Source organism: Saccharothrix hoggarensis, from assembly GCF_052936025.1.
The window spans coordinates 6497278-6515070 of the sequence record NZ_CP193624.1 but is presented as its reverse complement, the minus strand read 5'-3'; the positions used below and the strand labels follow the sequence as shown (position 1 = coordinate 6515070).

Below are 17793 nucleotides of genomic sequence, written 5' to 3'. Positions count from 1 at the left end.
CGAGAGGTCGGTAGTCATGAGTAAGCGTTCCCCCGCCAGACACGGGACGGTCGCCGTCGTCGTCGCAGCCCTGCTGGGCGCCGGCGCGGTCGCCTCCACCGCCGCGCCCGCCGAGACCGCGGACCGGCAGCACCGGCCCGAGACGGTCCGGATCTCCGACCCGGACGCCACGCCCGAGACCAGGTCGCTGTACTCCTACCTGAAGGAGCAGCAGGGCAGGGGCGTGCTGTTCGGCCACCAGCAGACGACCGAGTTCGGCGTCACCTGGGACGAGTTCACCGAGACCGACGGCCTGAGGTCCGACGTGAAGGCGGGCGTGGGCGACCACCCGGCGGTGTTCGGCTGGGACACCGGCCACCTCGGCTACGGCTCGTCGCCGGGCGACCCGACCCCGGAGGAGAACTTCCAGGCCACGGTCGAGCTGATCGAGACCGCGCACAACGAGATCGGCGGCGTGCACACGCTCGCCTCGCACATGGACAACTTCGTCACCGGCGGCAGCTTCTACGACACCAACGGCGACGTCGTCAGCCGCATCCTGCCCGGCGGCGACCACCACGCGGAGTTCAACGCCTACCTCGACCGCGTCGCCCGGCTCGCGCACGAGGTGGACGACCGCGACGGCAACCCGATCCCGATGATCTACCGGCCGTTCCACGAGAACAGCGGCTCGTGGTTCTGGTGGGGCGCGGCGCACGCGTCGCCGGCGGAGTACGTCGAGCTGTTCCGCTACACCGTCGAGTACCTGCGCGACGTCAAGGACGTGCACAACTTCCTGTACGCGTACTCGCCCGGCGGCGGTTACGGCGGCGTGGACGACGTGTACATGCGCACGTACCCCGGCGACAACTACATCGACGTGTTCGGCATCGACAGCTACGACGGCAGCAACGGCTCGCGGCAGTGGCTGGACGGGATCGTGGCCGACCTCGGCATGATCGCCCGCATCGCGGAGTCGAAGGGCAAGGTCTCCGCGTTCACCGAGTACGGCGTCAGCGGCGCGTTGAAGCCCAACGGGCAGAACGGGAACCTGAACTGGTTCACCACGATGTTCAACGCCATCAAGGCCGACCCGTGGGCCTCCCGCAGCGCGTTCATGCTGACGTGGGTGAACTTCGGCACCGAGCAGTTCTTCCTGCCGTACCCGGCGACCGGCGACCTGCCCGAGCACGAGCTGCTGCCCGACCTGAAGCGGCTGCACGCCGACCCGTTCGCGGTGTTCAGCCAGGACCTCGACCTCCGGAACGTGTACGGCCGCAACGTCAAGGCCGAGGACCACGCGCCGTTCCTGCACGTCGTGACGCCCACGGACGGCGAGCGGATCACCACGCCGACCACCACGGTCCGCGTGCGGCTGCTCGACGCCAAGTCCGCGCTCGTCCACTACACCGTGGGCGACGACCCGACGAAGCACCTGCTGCGCTACGACCGCGCATCGGGCTACCACACCGGCACGTGGGACATCGGCGCGGAGAACCTGACCAACAAGGTCACGCAGCTGAAGGTCACCGCGGTGACCCGCAAGGGCGCGCCGCTGACCGCGACCAACCGGGTCATCCTCGGCGCGAAGCCGCCGCTGGCGCCGGGCGTGGTGGACGACTTCGAGGGCCACGTGGACGACACGGCGCTGGCCGCCGAGTACAGCCCGTACGGCTCGAACCGGATCTCGCTCGCGGCCGAGAACGGCGGCAAGGCGCTGAAGTTCGACTACGACTTCAGCTTCCAGACCTACACCGGCGTCGGCAAGCGCGTCGAGGGCGACTGGTCCGGCTACACCGGCCTGTCGTTCTGGCTCAAGCCCGACGGCTCCCACCACAAGCTGGTGCTCCAGCTGAACGCGGGCGGCGTGGCGTACGAGGCGTACCCGTCGATGGCGGGCACGACGGCCGGCGTGCTCACCATCCCGTTCGCCGACTGGCGCCCGGCGCCGTGGGACACGGCCAACGCCCACCGGCGGATCACGCCGGAGGACCTGAAGAACCTGTCCCAGTTCAACATCTTCATCAACCAGGTCGAGGGGAACCCCGTGGTGAGCGGGAGCTTCCTGATCGACGACATCCGGGCGCACTAGCCCGGTCCCAGGCCCGCCCGCGTGCGCTCTTCATGCCCGGAAGCGCACGCGGGCGGTTCCACCCGTCAGATCCCGCGCGTCCACTCCGCCACGGCGCGGTGGTAGTCCGGCGCGTTGGGCGCGTAGTTGATCGAGTGCCCGTACCCGTGCAGCACGTGCGCGTGCAGCCGCGCGGCGGGGGAGAAGAACGGGGCCTCCGAGGCCCGCAACGCCTCCGCCGACGTGCAGTCGCTGCCCAGCGGCTTGCCGCAGAAGTGCGTGTCGTCGCCGACCACGATCATCACCGGCACGTCGACCAGGCGCGTGAACGGGATGACCACGTTGTTCAGCGTCACCGTGTCCACCGCCTCCGACGCCGCGAACACGTCCTTGGTGGCCTCGTCGGCCTCGATCGCGCCGGGCACCAGCGGACCGGGCGCGTGGAAGGCCTTGTACCGCGTGCCGGGGGCCGTGGTCAGGTAGCCGAGGTCGAGCCCGTACCCGCGCAGCCGCGGGTCCAGCGCCGCCGGGACCATGCCCGCCAGCACCGGCGCGACGGTGGCGAGGTTCATCCGGTGCGTGAACCCGGTGACCAGCACGCCGTCCACGTCGCGGTGCAGGCCCGCCTCGATCAGCGCCATCGCAGACCCGATCGAGTGCCCGCCCACGACGACCTTCGCGAACCGCGGCCGGACCGCGCGGATGACCTGGTGCACCGCCTCGGCCTGGGTGGACGCCGTCACCAGCGCGCTGAGCGGGCGGGAGCTGCGGCCGGTGCCGAGCCGGTCGACGGCCAGCGTGGCGATGCCGGCGCGGTTCATCGCCTGCCGGTACGACCGGGATTCCGGCGCGTGCGCGATGTCCCAGTACGTGCTGTTGTACGTGCCGCCGGGGATCAGCACCTGCACGGTGGACGCGCCGGCGGGCGCGCACAGCGTGCCGTGCATCGACTGGGACGTGCCGAACACCCGCACCGGCACGCGCAACTGCTCACACGTCACCGCCGCGGCGTTCGCCGGTGTGGCGGGCAGCAGACCGGCTCCGAGGACGAGCAGTGCGACAGCGGACGAGCGGATGCGCGACCAGAGCACGACGGGAAGACCTCCTGGGTTGGGTTGTCGCTGTTCGACTCGCGGCCGCCCCGCGACCTCGCGGGGCTCAGCGGGGCACCGCCGTCATCAGCAGGCCGCTGGGGTAGGCGGCGGACGTGAACCTGGTGCGCACGGGCTTGCCGGGCACCGGGACGAGCCGCCACCGCGCCAGCACGGTGGCGAGGGCGACGACGACCTCCGTCCGGGCGAAGACGTTGCCGAGGCACTGCCGCGCGCCCGCGCCGAACGGGACGAACGCGCCGCGCGGCACGTCGGCGCCCGTCCACCGGTCGGGGTCGAAGCGGTGCGGGTCGGGGAAGGACGCCGGGTCGTGGTGCAGGGCGTGCGGGCTGACGATCACCTCGGCGCCCGCCGGCAGCCCGACGCCGCCGAGGTCGACCGGCGCGGTCGCGCGGCGCATGAGGATCCACACCGGGTACTTGCGCAGCACCTCGTTGACGACGGCCCCGGTGTAGGTCAGGCGCGGCACGTCGGCGAACGCGACCGGGCGGTCGCCCACCACGTCGGCGACCTCGGCGACCAGCCGCTCCTCGACGTCCGGGTGCCGGGCGACCTCGTGGAACGCCCACGCCAGCGCGAGGGCGGTGGTCTCGACCCCCGCCGTGAGCAGGGTCAGCACCTCGTCGTAGGTCTGCTCGTCGGTCATGCCGCCGCCGGACCCGTCGTGCTCCCGCAGCAGCACGGACAACAGGTCGCCGTGGTCCCGGACGCCCTCGGCGCGCCGGGCCGCGATGACGTCCAGCACGATCGCCCGCATCCGCGCGACGGCCCGGTCGAACGCGCGGTTGCCCGGCAGCGGCAGCTTCTCCACGAACGACGGCGACAGCGCCCGCACCATGCCCTGCTTGATCACCACGAACACGGACCGGCGCACCTCGGCGACCGCGCGCCGGCCCAGCTCGGTGGAGAACAGCGCCTCGCCGACGATCGTGACCGCGAGGCCCTGCATGTCGTCCTCCACGACCCGCACCGCGCCGGGCGTCCACGACGCCGTCAACGCGCGGGCGGCGCGCGCCATCGTCTCGGCGTAGCGGGTCATCCGGTCGCGGTGGAACGCGGGCTGCACCATCCGCCGCTGCCGCAGGTGGAAGGCGCCGTCGGAGAGCAGCAGGCCGTTGCCCAGGTAGGGCTGGAACTTGTCGAACATCGCGCCCTTGCGGAACCGCGCGGCATCCGTGACCAGCACTTGGTGCGCGAGTCGCGGAGTGGTGACGAAATAAGTGGACATCGGACCCAGATCGACTCGCACCACTTCGCCGTGATCCCGCAGCGACGACGTGAACTCGTGCCGACGGCGCACCATCTCCACGGTGTGGCCGAGGAATGGCAGGCGGCCAGGGGCCACCTTGACAGCCATCTGCGCTCCTGTCCGGCCGCGGAAAGGGACGGCCCACAATAGGACCACCCGGGTTGATCCAGACAGTGCCCGAACGGGTGGGTCGGTGTCACACCGATGGCTCAGTGAAGGAGACCGCGCGCAACCGCTACCCTCATCCGCCGGCGAGTTCCGAAGAAGGTGTCCGCGAAGATGACGCACAGTTCCTGGATTCCACCCGGTGTGGACATTTCCGTGCCGAGCATGGCCCGCACCTACGACTACATGCTGGGCGGCGGCCACAACTTCGCCGTCGACCGCGCGGTGGGCGAGCAGATCGAGGCCGCGATGCCCGGACTGCGCACCGCGGCCCGCGTCAACCGGGCCTTCCTCGGCCGCGTCGTGCGCTACCTGGTGGGCCAGGGCGTGCGGCAGTTCCTCGACGTCGGCTCGGGCATCCCGACCGTCGGCAACGTGCACGAGGTCGCCCAGGCCGAGTCGCCGGACTGCCGCGTCCTCTACGTCGACCGCGACCCCGTCGCCGTGGCGCACAGCGAGTTGATGCTGGTGGGCAACGACAACGCGGCCGTCGTGCAGGCCGACATGCGCGACCCCGAGGGCATCCTGGGCAGCGCCGAGGCACGCCGGCTGCTGGACTTCGACGAGCCGATCGGCCTGCTCATGCTCCTGGTGCTGCACTGGGTGCCGGACGAGGACGACCCGCTCGGCCTGCTCGCCCGCTACCGGGACGCGCTGGCGCCCGGCAGCCACCTGGCGATCACCCACGTCACCGCGGACCACCAGGACGAGAGCCTGACCGAGGCGACCGAGGTGATCAAGCGCAGCAAGAGCCCCGATCAGGTGAACGCGCGTTCTCACGCCGAGGTGACGCGGTTGTTCACCGGATTCGAACTGGTCGAACCCGGTTTGGTGGGGTGCGGCGAGTGGCGGCCCGGCGGACCGGCGGACATCGCCCCCGAATCCGGGATGAACATGCTGGTGTACGCGGGGGTCGGCCGAAAGTCCTGAATTCCCGAACGGGAAGTGACCGGAAACGCACGGCATTCACACTTCCGGTCGAGTGTGGACCGGCGGGGGGTAGGTAAACTTCCGCCGATCCTCATTATCACAGCAGGGCAACGGGAATGCCGTACCCCACTCGAAGACCAGAGGCGACGCAGTCACCCGACCGCGGTCGGGAACTGCTCGCGCGCAAGTGGTCCTACCTGCTCAGCGGAGTTGTCGTCGTCCCGCTGGACCGGTCCCAGCTCGACCGCGAAATGCGGGTCCGGCTCGACGAGGTGTGCGACGCGGTGCACGCCGAGCCGTTCACCCAGCGCGCCGTCGAGCGGATCGGCGAACGGCTCGTCGCCCTCGGCTACGTCGGCGAGGACGGCTTGCGCGTCACGCTCGACGTGCTCGGCAAGGGCCTGTTCGGGTTGCCCGAGTTCCAGCCCGTCGAGCGCCACGCGCAGCGCATCGCGGCCGTGCTCGGCGCGGTGTCGTGCGGGTTCCTGGTGGGCGTCAAGCGGTCGGTGTTCGAGCAGCAGGAGTCGATGCAGCTGTCCCTGCTCAAGGCGGTCCGCGACGCCCAGTGGAACCTCAAGGAGAGCGAGGCCCGGTTCGAGGAGGTCGCGACGTCGTCCACCAGCGGCATCCTGGTGGTCGACCTGTCCGGGCGGCTGGTGCGCGCCAACACCGCCATCGGCCAGATCCTCGGCTACACCACCGAGGAGCTGACCGGCTTCGCCCTGCTCGACCTCGTGCACCCGGACTCGGCGAAGGTGCTCGACGAGGCGTTGCGGGCGCTGGTCGCCGGCGCCCAGGAGCGGGTCCGGCAGCCGCAGCGGTTGCTGCGCAAGGACGGCGACGTCGCGCGCATCTCGCTGACGGTGTCGCTGGTGCGCGGCGCGGAGGACCAGCCCGGCCACTTCGTCGCCGTGGTCGAGGACGGCACCGAGCTGATGCTGCTCCAGTCCGAGCTGAACCGGCAGGCGCTGCACGACGTCTCCACCGGCCTGCCCAACCGGCAGTTCTTCACCACCCACCTGGAGGGCGCGCTGCGGCGCGCCGACCCGGTCCGCGGCGTCACCCTGTTCCACCTCGACCTCGACGCGTTCGGCATGGTGTGCAACAGCCTCGGCCGCCGGACCGGCGAGCGGCTGCTCGTGCACGTGGCGCAGCGGTTGAAGGCCGTGGTGGCGCGGGAGAAGGCGATGATCGCCCGGTTCGACGGCGACGAGTTCGCCATCCTGATCGAGAACACCGCCACCACGCCGGACGTCGCCACCACCGTCGCCGAGATCAACCGCGAGCTGTCCGAGCCGGTGTACCTCGACGACCACGGGCTCGCGGTGTCGGCCAGCGTCGGCGTGGTGCGCCGGCCGCCGCCGGACTGGGAGCCCGCGAACGTCATGCGCGCGGCGGAACAGGCCTTGCGGCGGGCGAAGTCGCGGCGGCGCGGCCAGTGGGAGCTGTTCCACCCCGGGCAGGACGCCGTCGAGCGGCGGGTGGACGCGATGGCCGTCGCCATGCCAGGCGCGCTGGAGGACGGCGACATCGACGTGCGCTACGAGCCGGTGGTGGACCTCGGCGGTCGCGGTGTCGTCGGCGTGACGGCGAGGCTGCACTGGGACCGCGGCGACGACGAGGTCGACCACGACACGTGCACGGACCTGGCCGAGCGCAGCGGGTTGATCCTGTCGTTGGGGGAGTGGCAGCTGGCGACGGCGTGCGGCCAGCTCGGGTGGTGGGCGCAGGGCGGCGGTCCCCTCGGCGCGGACGTGTCGCTGCACGTGGCGCTGACCCGGCACCAGTCGCGTGACGGCGACCTGGTCCGCCGGGTGCGGCGGGTGCTGGACGACACCGGCCTGCCCGCGTCCCGGCTCACGGTCGGCATGCCGGTGGAGGTGTTCCCGGAGCCCGACGCGGTGGACAACCTCACCGTGCTGGCCGAGCTGGGCGTCGGCACGTCGTTGGACGACTTCGGGCTCGGCCCGGACGACCTGGCCGTCGCGTCGGAGCTGCCGGTCAGGTGGGTGCGGGTGGCGCGGCGGCTGGTCGCGCGGCAGGCGCGGGGCGAGGCGGAGTTCCTGGCCGGCCTGGTGCCGTTGGCGCTGCGGACGGGCGCGCGGGTGCTCGTGGACGGCGTGGAGACCGCGGCGCAGGCCGAGTGGTGGCGCGCGGCGGGCGCCGCGGCCGGCACGGGCCCGTGGTTCGGGACGGCGGCGCCGGCGGGCGAGTTCCAGCGGTAGCCCACCGTGGCGGCCGGGCGTCAAGTTGTGCCCGGCTGGAATCGACCCTTCACATCGCGTTTCCTAACCGTTACAGTTCTGGGAGCGCTCCCAGTCCGGTTCCGGTCAGTGCGGACCACGAAACGGGCCGACCTCCTGTGCGGGTCACCGTGGTCCCGCTCGCGAAGGAAGTGATGTGGATGATCGAGTTCTCGTCCCGTCTGGATGCGCGTGCGAGTTCCTTGCGCACGTTGAGCATCCCGCTCCTGCGGGGGTCGCTCGGCGTGGTGTTCGTCTGGTTCGGCGCCCTCAAGGTGGCCGGCACGACGCCGGTCGCCGAGCTGGTCGCCCGAACCGTTCCGTGGCTCGACCCGGGCGCGTTCGTGCTCGCGCTCGGCGTCGTGGAAGTGGTGCTCGGAATCGCCCTGGTGGTGGGGTTCCGGTTGCGCTGGGTAGCGCTGCTGGTGGTGCTCCACCTCTGCGGCACGTTCTCGACGCTGGTCGTGCAGCCGTCCGTCGCCTTCCAGTCGGGCAACCCGCTGCTGCTGACGATGACCGGCGAGTTCGTCGTGAAGAACCTGGTCCTGATCACCGCCGGCCTTGCGGTCATGTCGGCCGACGCACCCGTGCGGCAGCGGGTCGCGCAGGCGGGCGTCCACCAGCGGTGATCCTCGCGGTGCTGCGGGGCCCCGACCGGCCCCGCAGCACGGCCTCCGCGTGACGCGTCAGGCGCGCCGCGCGAGGTGGGCGGCGACGCCGTCCAGGTAGAGGTCCAGCCCGAACCGGAAGTCGGCCTCCACCTCGTTCTCGACGTACAGGTCGTCGTGGTCGAACACCCCCGCCTCGACGACGCGCCCCAGCGCGGGCAGCTTCCGCGGGTCGACCAGCAGCCGCAGCGCCCGCCCGTACTCCCGCCCGAACGCCTCGGGGTTGTCCTGGTAGGCCTGCGACAGGTCGGCGGTCAGCCGGACCTCCCCGTGCACGAACGTCAGCAGGCCCATCACCACGCCGACCTTCTCCGGCTCGCTCAACGGGGTGTCGGCGAGCGCGGTGAGCGCGCGGTCGAACCAGGCCAGGTTCCGCGGCCCGATCGGCGGCCCCTCCAACGGGATGCGGGCGTACCACGGGTGCGTGCGGAGCGTCGTCAGGACGCTGTTCGCCCACACCGTGAGCCCGGTGCGCCAGTCCGCGTCGGCGGGGAGCTCGGGCGGGTCGTCCAGCGCCGCGTCGGACATCAGCCGGAGCAGTTCGTCCTTGCTCCTCACGTGCCGGTAGAGCGCCATCGTGGAGTTGCCGAGCTGCTGCGCCACCCGTGCCATCGAGACCGCCGCGAGCCCTTCGGCGTCCGCGACCTCGATCGCGGCCCGGGTGATGTCGGCGACCGTGAGGGACGGCTTGCGGCCCCGTCTCGGCGTCTCGCGCAGGCCCCAGAGCAGCGCGATCTCCTCCGGTAGGCCGTGCTCCTCGGTCATCCCCGCCCTCTCGTCACCACTGCGACCAGTCTAGGGCTACCGGAAGTAACTGCGTATGAGTTACGCTTTTTAGCGTACTTGATACACATAAGGGGGCAGTGATGATCGTTGAGGCGAGCGGCCTGCGCAAGGCGTACGGGTCGACCGCGGTGCTGGACGGGATAGACCTGGAGGTCGCCGAAGGGTCGGTCTTCGCGTTGCTCGGTCCCAACGGCGCCGGCAAGACGACCACGATCCGCGTCCTGTCCACGCTCTCGCGGCCCGACGGGGGAGAGCTGCGGGTGGCCGGGTTCGACGTGGTGCGGGAACCCGCGAAGGTGCGCGGCGTGATCAGCCTGACCGGCCAGTACGCCGCCGTGGACGCCGAGCAGACCGGCCGTGAGAACCTGGTCATGGTCGCCCGGCTGATGCACCTCGGCCGGTCCGCCGCCAAGGCCCGCGCCGCCGAGCTGCTGGAGCGGTTCGACCTGGTCGAGGCCGCCGACCGGCGGGTCAAGACCTACTCCGGCGGCATGGGCAGGCGGCTCGACCTCGCGATGAGCCTCGTCGCCGCGCCGCGGGTGATCTTCCTGGACGAGCCGACCACCGGCCTCGACCCGGCCAGCCGCACGACCATGTGGGACGCCATCCGCGACCTCGTCCGCACCGGCACCACCATCTTCCTCACCACCCAGTACCTGGAGGAGGCCGACCGCCTGGCGGACCGGATCATGGTGCTGGACAGGGGGAAGGTCGCCGCGCAGGGCACCGCGGACGACCTCAAGGCACGGGTCGGCGGCGAGCGCGTCGACCTCCGCTTCACCTCCGGCGCGGCCCTCGACGTCGCGTCGGCCGTGCTCGGCGGGTTCGCCGACCGGGAGCGGCTCGTGCTCAGCGTCCCGTCCGACGGCACCGCCGCGCACCTGCACGCCGTGCTGGACGACGTGCGCGCCGCCGGTGTGGCGCCCGCCCAGGTGTCCTCGCACCGCCCGACCCTCGACGACGTCTTCCTCGCGCTCACCGCCCCCCAAGGAGTGCCCGCATGAGCCACGCCCTGTCCGACTCGATGACGATGGTCGGCCGCAGCGTGCGGCTGGCCCGGCGCAACGTCGACACGATGATCATGTCCATCGTACTGCCGCTGATGATGATGGCCCTGTTCGTGTACGTCTTCGGCGGCGCGATCAACACCGGCACCGGGTACATCAACTACGTGGTGCCGGGCATCATCCTGCTGTGCACCGGCTACGGCGCCTCGTCCACCGCGATGGCCGTCGCCGACGACATGAACAGCGGCATGATCGACCGCCTGCGCTCGATGCCGATCCGCGGCTTCGCCGTGCTGACCGGGCACGTGGCGGCGAGCGTCGCCCGCAACGCCCTGTCCACCACGGTCGTCGTCGCCGCGGCCGTCGCCATGGGCTTCCGCCCGTCCGCGACCCCGGTCGAGTGGACCGCCGCGGCGGGCCTGCTGCTGCTCTACGTGCTCGCGCTGTCGTGGCTCGCGGCGGGACTGGGCGCGGTGGCGAAGTCGGTGGAGTCCGCCAGCGCGATGAGCTTCTTGATGCTGTTCCTGCCCTACCTGAGCAGCGCGTTCGTGCCGACGGACACCATGCCGGCGTTCCTGCGGGGCATCAGCCGCAACCAGCCGATCACGCCCGTGATCGAGACCGTGCGCGGCCTGCTCACCGGCACGCCGATCGGCGACGAGGGCTGGATCGCGCTCGCCTGGTGCGCCGGGCTGCTCGTCGCGTCGTTCGTCCTGGCGACCGCCCTCTACCGGCGGCGGACCAACGACTGAGGCCGGCGCCCGTCCCGCCGCAGTCCACAGTGGACCGCGGCGGGACGGGGACGCGGCCACCGGAGTCGGCGGAAGGGCCTGATCGGCGGTCGGCGATGTGCGATCCTCGACCAATGGCTCCCCTGGGACCGGCCTTCTGGCGGCTGTGGACGTCGACCGGCCTGTCGAACCTGGCCGACGGCGTGTTCAAGGTGGTCCTGCCCCTGGTGGCCATCCAGATCACCCGGGAGCCGACGCTGATCGCCGGCCTGGTCTTCGCCCTGACCCTGCCGTGGCTGGTCTTCGCCCTGCCCGCGGGCGCGCTGGCCGACCGCTTCGACCGCCGCCGCACCATGCTCGGCGCGAACGTCGTCCGCACCGCCCTGCTGGCGGTGCTGGCCGGCGCGGTGGCGACGGACCTGGTCACCATCTGGCTCCTGTACGCCGTGGCGCTCGTCGCGGGCGTCACCGAGACGCTGTACGACACGTCGGCCCAATCCCTGGTCCCGCAGCTCGTGGACCGCGAGCAGCTGCCCCGGGCCAACGCCCGCCTGGTCACCGTCGAGCTGACCGCGAACGAGTTCTCCGGGCCGCCCATCGCGGGCCTGCTCATCGCCGCCGGGGCGCTGGCCGCGTTCGCCACCCCCGCGGCCCTGTGGCTGCTGGCCGTCCTCGCGCTGTGGTCGTTGAAGGGGACGTTCCGGGTCGAGCGCCACCAGCGGACGACGTTGCGCGCGGACATCGCCGAAGGGCTGCGGTTCCTCCTCGGCCACCGCCTGCTGCGCACCCTGGCCTCGATGGTCGGCGTGATCAACCTCGCCAGCGGCGCGTCCGGCGCGGTGCTCGTGCTGTACGCCGTGGGACCCGAGTCGGCCATGAAGCTGACTCCGCAGCTGTTCGGCCTGCTCCTCACCGCGCCCGCGGCCGGCAGCCTGGTCGGCTCCCTGGCCGCCGAGCGGGTCATCGCGAAGCTCGGTCGGGGCGGCTCGATCGCCCTCGGCTTCTCCATCACCACCCTGCTCGTCGTCACGCCGGCGGTGACCGCCTCGCCGTTGCTGGTCGCGGCGGGGTTCGTGGTCGCGGGCGCCGGGGTCGCCGTCCTCAACGTCGTCGTGGTGTCGCTGCGGCAGGTCGTCACCCCGAACCGCCTGCTGGGACGCGTGAACAGCGCGTACCGGCTGGTCGCCTGGGGCTCGCTGCCGATGGGCGCGGCGATCGGCGGGGTGTTGGGCCAGGTGTTCGGCCTGCGCGCGGTGTTCGTGGTCATGGGCGCGGTCGCGCTCACCGCGCTGGTCGGCCTGGCCGGCGCCACGAACCGCAAGGTCGAGGAGGCGCTGGCGGTCGACCCCGACGCCGTGCCGACGTCCGACTGACCCAGTCCTCGGCGGCCGCGACCACTTTTGGCCGCCCGCGGTGTCCATCCCTGTGTGAGGGTCCGCAGGAAACGAGGAGGCACCATGGGGGGAATCCCGCCGGCGAGGGCCGACGAGCTGCTGGCGCGGGCGCGCGGCGGGGACGGCGAGGCGTTCCGCGGGCTCGTGGAGCCGTACCGGCGCGAGCTGCACGTGCACTGCTACCGCATCCTGGGGTCGGTGCAGGACGCCGAGGACCTGGTGCAGGAGACGCTGCTGGCGGCGTGGCGGGGGATCGGCGGCTACGAGGAACGCGCGTCGGTGCGGACGTGGCTCTACCGGATCGCGACGAACCGCTGCCTGAACGCGTTGCGGGCCGGTTCCCGGCGTCCGCCCGAGCACCCGGCCTACCACCCGGAGGTCCCGTTGCCCGAGCCGTCGCACCGCCGAGGGGAACCGAGCTGGCTGGAGCCGTACCCGGAGGTGCTGCTGGAGGACGTCGCCGACGACGTGCCGGGGCCGGAGGCGCGGCACGAGACCAGGGAGTCGATCTCGCTCGCGTTCCTGGCGGCGTTGCAGCAGCTGCCGCCGCGGCAGCGCGCCGTGCTGGTGCTGCGGGACGTGCTCGGCTTCCGCGCCGCCGAGGTGGCCGACATCCTCGACACGACCGAGAACGCGGTGACCAGCGCGTTGACACGGGCACGCGGCGCCTTGTCGCGCGAGGTGCCCGTCCGGGAGAGCGCGCCGCTGCCCGACTCGCCCCGGGAACGCCGGATCGTGGCGGACTTCGTCCGCGCGTTCGAAAGCGGTGACGTCGACGCCGTCATCGCCCTGCTGACCGACGACGCGTGGCTCACCATGCCGCCCCTCCCGCTGGTGTACCAGGGCCTGGACGACGTCCGGCACTTCCTGGCCACCGTCGCCCTCCGCCCGGGTCGGCGCCACCGGCTCATCCCGACGCGGGCCAACGGCCAGCCGGCGTTCGCGTGCTACGTGCGCGACCCGCGGACGCCGATCCTGCGCGCGCACGGGGTGCTCGTGCTGACGCTCACCGGAGACCGGATCACCGCGGTGACCCGATTCGTGGACAACTCGCTCCTGGCCGCCTTCGGCTTCCCCCGGTCACTGCGCGCCTGACCGTGACACCGCACCACCTCGTCGGGCTTCCGCATGCCCATTTCACGCTGTGCCACAAGGAGGAACGGTGAATTCCGACAACGGGCGGACGACGTCCAAGCAGACGTGGGTGCTGGGGCTGGCCTCACTGGCGTCGTTCATGATGGCCCTGGACAGCCTGGTCGTCACCACGGCGCTGAGCACCATCCGGCAGGACCTCGCCGCGTCGATCGAATCACTCGAGTGGACCGTCAACGCGTACAACCTGACGTTCGCCGTGCTGCTGCTCACCGGCGCCGCGCTGGGTGACCGGTTCGGCCGGCGGCGGGTGTTCGTCCTCGGGCTGGCGTTGTTCACGTTGGCGTCGGTGGCCTGCGCGCTGTCCCCGAACATCGGCGTGCTGATCGCGTCGCGGGCGGTGCAGGGCGCCGGCGCCGCGATCGTGCTGCCGCTGTCGCTCACCCTGATCAGCGCGGTGTTCCCGCCGCGGCAGCGCGGCCGGGCGATGGGGCTGTACCTCGGCTTCACCGGCCTGGCGACGTTCAGCGGCCCGCTCGTCGGCGGTGTGATCGCCGAAGGGCTGGCCTGGCAGTGGATCTTCTGGCTGAACCTGCCGATCGGCGTGGCCGCGATCGTCCTCACGACCCGGCGCGTCGACGAGAGCGTCGGCCCGAACAACCGCCTCGACCTCGGCGGCGTCGTCCTGGTGACGCTGGGCGCGTTCGGCGTCGTCTGGGGCCTGGTCCGCGGCGCCGGGGCGGGCTGGACCAGCGTCGAAGTGCTGACCGCGTTGGCACTCGGGGTCGCCCTGATCGCCGCGTTCGTCGTGTGGGAACAACGCGCCAAGGCGCCCATGCTGCCGATGCGCCTCTTCCGCCGCCGGGCCTTCGCCACCGCCAACCCCGCGAACTTCCTCGTGTTCGCGTCCCTCTACGGCACCATGTTCTTCCTCGCCCAGTACTTCCAGGTGGTCCTCGGCCAGGGACCGCTCGTCGCGGGCCTGTGGCTCATGCCGTGGACCGCGACGCTGATGGTGTGCGCGCCGATCGCCGGCAGGTTGGCCGACAAGCACGGCGAGCGGCCGTTCGTCGTCGGCGGGCTCCTGCTCCAGACCCTCGGCATGGGCTGGATCGCCCTGGCGTCCGCCGCCGGCACCGGCTACCCGGAGCTGCTGCCCGCGTTGATCATCGGCAGCGCCGGCATCACGATGGCCATGCCGGCCGCCCAGAAGGCCGTGGTGGGGGCCGTGCAGCCGCAGGAGATCGGCCAGGCGTCCGGCGCGTTCATGATGCTGCGCATGTTCGGCGGCGTCTTCGGCACCTCGGTCACCGTCGCCGTCTTCGCCGGCGCGGGCGGCTACTCGTCCCCCGCGGAGTTCCGCGACGGCTTCTCCGCCGGCATGGCCGCGGTGGCCGCCCTGGCGTTCACCGGCGTGCTCGTCGCGCTCGGCATGCCCCGCGAGCACGTCGCCAAGGTCGTCACCGCCTCGTGACGCCGACCGTCGGCCGTCAGTGCGGGAAGACCCGTCGCGGACGTTCGGGCGACGTCGTCCCGGTGGTCCTCGATCACCAGGGCGACGTCGGCCATGCTCCGGGTGTCGCGCAACCGGTCGAGGTAGCCGACGGTCCCGGTGCTCGGCCGCAGCGGCGTGGCGGCCTCGGCGTGCGCCACCGCGTCCACCTCCAACCGCCGCACCAACGCCCGGCAGGCGGCCGTCAACGGCCGGACCCCGGTGCGCGGGAAGACGTGCACGACGGCCGGCAACCCACGCCCCTCCAACCACCGCGCCAACGTGCGCTCGGGGAAGTAGTCGTCGCTGCCGACGCTCCCCGGCCGCACGGCGGCCACGTCGGGCGCCACCCAGTCGTCCAACGCCAGCCGACCCGACTCGCTGAACGACAAGTTGGCCAAGTGCACCCGCTTGCCCAAGGCGGTCAAGCCAACCACCACCGGCAACCGCGACACCGTGACACGAACCCACTCCCGGCACTCAGTACCCTCGCCAGGCATGAGCCGCCCCCGGCAGACCGTCACGCTCACCGCGGATCTCGTCATCCTGACCATCCGGGACGGTGTCCTGTGCGTCTTGGTGGTCGAACGCGGCAATGAGCCGTTCGCGGGTCGTCTCGCGCTGCCCGGCGGTTTCCTCCGCGGTGACGAGAGCCTCGACCAGACGGCTGCGCGCGAGTTGTCCGAGGAAACCGGCATGAACGCGGAGAAGCTGGTCCTGCGACAGGTCGGGGTCTATTCCGCACCGGACCGCGACCCCCGGCGACCTCGGGTGGTGACGTGTGCCTACCTGGCCATCGCGCCGGACCTGCCGCTTCCCGCCGCGGGCTCCGACGCCCGGTCCGCGCGCTGGCTGCCCGTCGCCGAGGCACAGCGCTCGGGCCTGGCGTTCGACCACGACGAGATCCTGCGTGACGCCGTGGAGCTGGCCCGCGCCGAGCTGCAGTTCCGGACGATCGCCACCGCCTTCTGCGGCGACGAGTTCACGATCGGCGAGCTGCACGCGGTCTACGAGGTCATCTGGGGCGTGAAGCTGGACAAGCCGAACTTCCACCGCAAGGTCACCGAGTCGGACGGCTTCATCGTCCCGACCGGCGGCAAGCGCCCCACGCCCAACGGCCGTCCGGCGACGCTCTACCGGGCGGGCGGTGCGACCACGCTCTCGCCGCCGATGATGAGGCCGCGGTCGACCGGCGCCTGAGCGGTCGCGCAGCCGGCCGCCGTGCCGCCGAGCGCTGCGCCCAGCGCCAGGGCCGAGACGATCACGCGCACGGCGAGGCCGAGCGAACAGCGGATCTCCACGCTGACACCACCCCCTCTTGTAGGTACGACAATTGGCTCAACAGCAACGAAATTACGGCTGTCACCCCTTGATGTCAAGGTGACAATAACCTAGCCTTGGCAGCATGGATGACACGAGTGGTCGGTGTGCCGCGGCTCGAGCGCTCACCGCGGACGTGGTGCTGTTCACCAGGGTGGACGGCGAGCTGGCGGTACTGGCGGTGGAACGGGGCAAGGAGCCGTTCCGCGCCGCCCTGGCGTTGCCGGGCGGCTTCGTGGAGCCGGGGGAGAGCGTGGTGGCCGCGGCGGTGCGGGAGCTGGCGGAGGAGACCGGCGTCGAGGTGGACCGCAAGCGCCTGAGGCGGTTCGGCTGCTACGGGAAGGTCGGGCGCGACCCGCGGGGGCGGGTGGTCAGCGTGGCCTTCCACGGGTACCTGGCAGGTGCTCCCGAGGTGGCCGGTGGGAGTGACGCCCGAACCGCCGCGTGGGTGCCCGTGGGTGATTTCCTGTCCGCGCGGGTCGAGGTGGCCTTCGACCACCGCGACATCGTTCGCGACGCGGTGATCAGGAGGTTCGGCTGGAGTCCGGCTTCGGCGCGGGGGGCCGCAGCATCGCCGGGTGCAGGAGGTGGGCCGGCCCCCGGCGGTAGAGGGCGGCCGGGCGGCCGCCCTGGCGGGTCGTCTGACCGCCGGTCGCGACCAGGAAACCTTCGACCCCGGTGACCTTGCGGTGGAAGTTGCGCGGGTCGAGCGCTTCGCCCCAGACGATCTCGTACACCTGGCGGAGGTCCGTCACGGTGAACTCCGGGGCGCAGAACGCGGCGGCCAGCGTCGTGTACTCGATCTTGCTGCGGGCGCGCTCGACGGCGTCCTCGATGATCTGCCTGTGGTCGAACGCGAGTTCCGTGCGCGGGTCCAGCGCGATCGCGGTCGGCACCCAGGCCGCCGCTCGCGCGTCGCCGCCGGCCGTGGGTGAGGCCAGTCCGGGGACGAACGCGAGGTAGCACACGGTCACGACGCGTCGTCGGGGATCCCTGTTGGGAGCGCCGTAGGTGTGGAGCTGTTCGAGGTGCAGCCCGGTCGTGTCCAGCCCGGTTTCCTCGGTCAGCTCCCGTTCCGCGGCGGCGTCGAGGCTTTCGTCGACGTCGGAGAGGAAACCGCCGGGCAGGGCCAACATCCCGAGGTGCGGCTCGATGCCGCGCTCGATCAGCATGACCTGGAGCGCGCCCGACCGCACGGTCAGCACGGCGAGGTCGACGGCTACCGCGATGTCGGGGATCTTCCACGCTTCGTCGGTCATGATCGTCGCTTTCGGTGACCGCGGTGGCGGTCGGCTGGCGGTCGGCTGGCGACCGTCCGTCCACTTGCAACATTCTAGCCGCACGACTGCGGTGTCACATGATCTTCTTTATCGTCACCTTGACGAGAATCGCGAAGCTGCGTTAACGTCTCGTCCGCCCTGAGCAGTGCCTGCGATCTTCTTCGCGCTCCAACCAGCCGCGACGAGCGCTGCCACCGGGAGTCAGGCTCGGCTGAGTCGCGGACTCGCCCTCCGCACGCCCTTGTCACACGACTAGCGGACCGCTCACGCGGAA

Annotated in this window: 14 protein-coding genes and 1 pseudogene; 11 read left to right on the top strand and 4 right to left on the bottom strand. The window is 71.8% G+C overall.

Annotated features, from left to right (window positions below; translation table 11 throughout):
- Positions 1 to 16 precede the first annotated feature (16 nt).
- A complete protein-coding gene (locus tag ACRAKH_RS29500; protein ID WP_380720748.1) occupies positions 17 to 2071 on the top strand; it encodes a glycosyl hydrolase in 2055 nt (684 codons plus the stop codon).
- Positions 2072 to 2136: 65 nt separating this feature from the next.
- Here ACRAKH_RS29500 and ACRAKH_RS29495 read toward each other — a convergent pair whose 3' ends face one another.
- Positions 2137 to 3141: an alpha/beta hydrolase gene (locus ACRAKH_RS29495; RefSeq protein WP_380720750.1), complete on the bottom strand. Its 1005-nt coding sequence runs from the start codon at positions 3139 to 3141 to the stop codon at positions 2137 to 2139.
- A 67-nt stretch (positions 3142 to 3208) separates the two neighbouring features.
- Entirely contained in the window at positions 3209 to 4519 is a 1311-nt protein-coding gene (locus tag ACRAKH_RS29490) for a cytochrome P450 (protein WP_380720753.1), read from the bottom strand.
- 171 nt (positions 4520 to 4690) lie between these two features.
- Between ACRAKH_RS29490 and ACRAKH_RS29485 the strand changes: the two genes are divergently transcribed.
- The 3 genes from ACRAKH_RS29485 to ACRAKH_RS29475 all read left to right on the top strand — a co-directional run bounded on the left by ACRAKH_RS29485 (position 4691) and on the right by ACRAKH_RS29475 (position 8378).
- Entirely contained in the window at positions 4691 to 5506 is an 816-nt protein-coding gene (locus tag ACRAKH_RS29485; RefSeq protein ID WP_380720756.1) for an SAM-dependent methyltransferase, read from the top strand.
- A 116-nt stretch (positions 5507 to 5622) separates the two neighbouring features.
- Positions 5623 to 7731, top strand: coding sequence for a putative bifunctional diguanylate cyclase/phosphodiesterase (locus tag ACRAKH_RS29480; protein WP_447009421.1), 2109 nt, complete (start codon positions 5623 to 5625; stop codon positions 7729 to 7731).
- 230 nt (positions 7732 to 7961) lie between these two features.
- Positions 7962 to 8378 (top strand): DUF417 family protein, encoded by a 417-nt coding sequence (locus tag ACRAKH_RS29475; protein WP_380724415.1) that lies wholly within the window; start codon positions 7962 to 7964, stop codon positions 8376 to 8378.
- Positions 8379 to 8435: 57 nt separating this feature from the next.
- On the opposite strand, the gene ACRAKH_RS29470 is transcribed toward ACRAKH_RS29475, so the two are convergent.
- Positions 8436 to 9182: a TetR/AcrR family transcriptional regulator gene (locus ACRAKH_RS29470; RefSeq protein WP_380724414.1), complete on the bottom strand. Its 747-nt coding sequence runs from the start codon at positions 9180 to 9182 to the stop codon at positions 8436 to 8438.
- A gap of 101 nt (positions 9183 to 9283) precedes the next feature.
- On the opposite strand from ACRAKH_RS29470, the gene ACRAKH_RS29465 reads away from it, so the two are divergent.
- From ACRAKH_RS29465 to ACRAKH_RS29435, 7 genes and pseudogenes are all read left to right on the top strand, one after another.
- Positions 9284 to 10207, top strand: coding sequence for an ATP-binding cassette domain-containing protein (locus tag ACRAKH_RS29465; RefSeq protein WP_380724413.1), 924 nt, complete (start codon positions 9284 to 9286; stop codon positions 10205 to 10207).
- On the top strand, positions 10204 to 10962 hold the full coding sequence (locus ACRAKH_RS29460; protein WP_380724412.1) for an ABC transporter permease: 759 nt from the start codon (positions 10204 to 10206) through the stop codon (positions 10960 to 10962). Before ACRAKH_RS29465 ends, ACRAKH_RS29460 begins: the two co-directional genes overlap by 4 nt.
- Before the next feature lie 113 nt (positions 10963 to 11075).
- A complete protein-coding gene (locus tag ACRAKH_RS29455) occupies positions 11076 to 12314 on the top strand; it encodes an MFS transporter (protein WP_380724411.1) in 1239 nt (412 codons plus the stop codon).
- Positions 12315 to 12398: 84 nt separating this feature from the next.
- The gene (locus ACRAKH_RS29450) at positions 12399 to 13430 is read left to right on the top strand and encodes a sigma-70 family RNA polymerase sigma factor (protein WP_380724410.1); all 1032 of its coding nucleotides are present in this window, start codon (positions 12399 to 12401) and stop codon (positions 13428 to 13430) included.
- Between the two features lie 67 nt (positions 13431 to 13497).
- A complete protein-coding gene (locus tag ACRAKH_RS29445; protein ID WP_380724409.1) occupies positions 13498 to 14901 on the top strand; it encodes an MFS transporter in 1404 nt (467 codons plus the stop codon).
- 516 nt (positions 14902 to 15417) lie between these two features.
- Positions 15418 to 16119, top strand: a complete 702-nt coding sequence (locus ACRAKH_RS29440) for an NUDIX hydrolase (RefSeq protein ID WP_380724408.1) — start codon at positions 15418 to 15420, stop codon at positions 16117 to 16119.
- 205 nt (positions 16120 to 16324) lie between these two features.
- Positions 16325 to 16741, top strand: a pseudogene (locus ACRAKH_RS29435) (NUDIX domain-containing protein); the annotation flags it as partial.
- Between the two features lie 22 nt (positions 16742 to 16763).
- Here the strand turns inward: ACRAKH_RS29435 and ACRAKH_RS29430 are convergent.
- Positions 16764 to 17498 carry an NUDIX hydrolase gene (locus tag ACRAKH_RS29430; protein WP_380724407.1) on the bottom strand — a complete coding sequence of 245 codons (735 nt, stop codon included), beginning with the start codon at positions 17496 to 17498 and terminating at the stop codon, positions 16764 to 16766.
- Positions 17499 to 17793: the final 295 nt, after the last annotated feature.

Bases quoted from the DNA above. Each gene is read 5' to 3' on its own strand.
- ACRAKH_RS29470 (WP_380724414.1), bottom strand. From the start codon at position 9,182: ATGACCGAGGAGCACGGCCTACCGGAGGAGATCGCGCTGCTCTGGGGC.
- ACRAKH_RS29440 (WP_380724408.1), top strand. From the start codon at position 15,418: ATGAGCCGCCCCCGGCAGACCGTCACGCTCACCGCGGATCTCGTCATC.
- ACRAKH_RS29430 (WP_380724407.1), bottom strand. From the start codon at position 17,498: ATGACCGACGAAGCGTGGAAGATCCCCGACATCGCGGTAGCCGTCGAC.
- ACRAKH_RS29485 (WP_380720756.1), top strand. From the start codon at position 4,691: ATGACGCACAGTTCCTGGATTCCACCCGGTGTGGACATTTCCGTGCCG.
- ACRAKH_RS29465 (WP_380724413.1), top strand. From the start codon at position 9,284: ATGATCGTTGAGGCGAGCGGCCTGCGCAAGGCGTACGGGTCGACCGCG.
- ACRAKH_RS29460 (WP_380724412.1), top strand. From the start codon at position 10,204: ATGAGCCACGCCCTGTCCGACTCGATGACGATGGTCGGCCGCAGCGTG.
- ACRAKH_RS29480 (WP_447009421.1), top strand. From the start codon at position 5,623: ATGCCGTACCCCACTCGAAGACCAGAGGCGACGCAGTCACCCGACCGC.
- ACRAKH_RS29500 (WP_380720748.1), top strand. From the start codon at position 17: ATGAGTAAGCGTTCCCCCGCCAGACACGGGACGGTCGCCGTCGTCGTC.
- ACRAKH_RS29450 (WP_380724410.1), top strand. From the start codon at position 12,399: ATGGGGGGAATCCCGCCGGCGAGGGCCGACGAGCTGCTGGCGCGGGCG.
- ACRAKH_RS29490 (WP_380720753.1), bottom strand. From the start codon at position 4,519: ATGGCTGTCAAGGTGGCCCCTGGCCGCCTGCCATTCCTCGGCCACACC.
- ACRAKH_RS29455 (WP_380724411.1), top strand. From the start codon at position 11,076: ATGGCTCCCCTGGGACCGGCCTTCTGGCGGCTGTGGACGTCGACCGGC.